This is a genomic window from Mesorhizobium sp. M5C.F.Ca.ET.164.01.1.1, from assembly GCF_004792125.1.
Classification (GTDB): Bacteria; Pseudomonadota; Alphaproteobacteria; order Rhizobiales; family Rhizobiaceae; genus Mesorhizobium; species Mesorhizobium wenxiniae.
This window is the reverse complement of sequence record NZ_SRTG01000651.1, coordinates 1-278: the sequence shown is the minus strand read 5'-3', so window position 1 is coordinate 278 and position 278 is coordinate 1. Positions and strand designations below refer to the sequence as shown.

Annotated in this window: 1 pseudogene; it reads right to left on the bottom strand. The window is 61.5% G+C overall.

What is annotated here, in order from left to right:
* Nucleotides 1–172: 172 nt before the first annotated feature.
* Nucleotides 173–278: pseudogene (locus EN807_RS37335) on the bottom strand (TIGR02300 family protein); the annotation flags it as partial.

Here is a 278-nt window from a genome sequence, read left to right as displayed (position 1 = left end):
TATGGCCCCACTCCCGGCAGTCAGCCGGCGCCGTTTCCGGCGAAGAGATCCGGCGCAGTCGGAACCGCGCCATCGTTTAGTGCTGGCGGCTTCTAGCGCCGCCTTCGGACAAGATCAAGCCTGCAAAAGCCGCTTTTTCGTCACAGGCGAAAATCGCCGGCAAACGATCCGATCAGACCTCGTCCTCGTCGTCGCCGACGTCGATCATGTCGGAGACGTCGTCGTCCTCTTCTTCTTCGTCGGCAAGGAAGGTATCGTCCTCGTCGTCGCCGAGATCG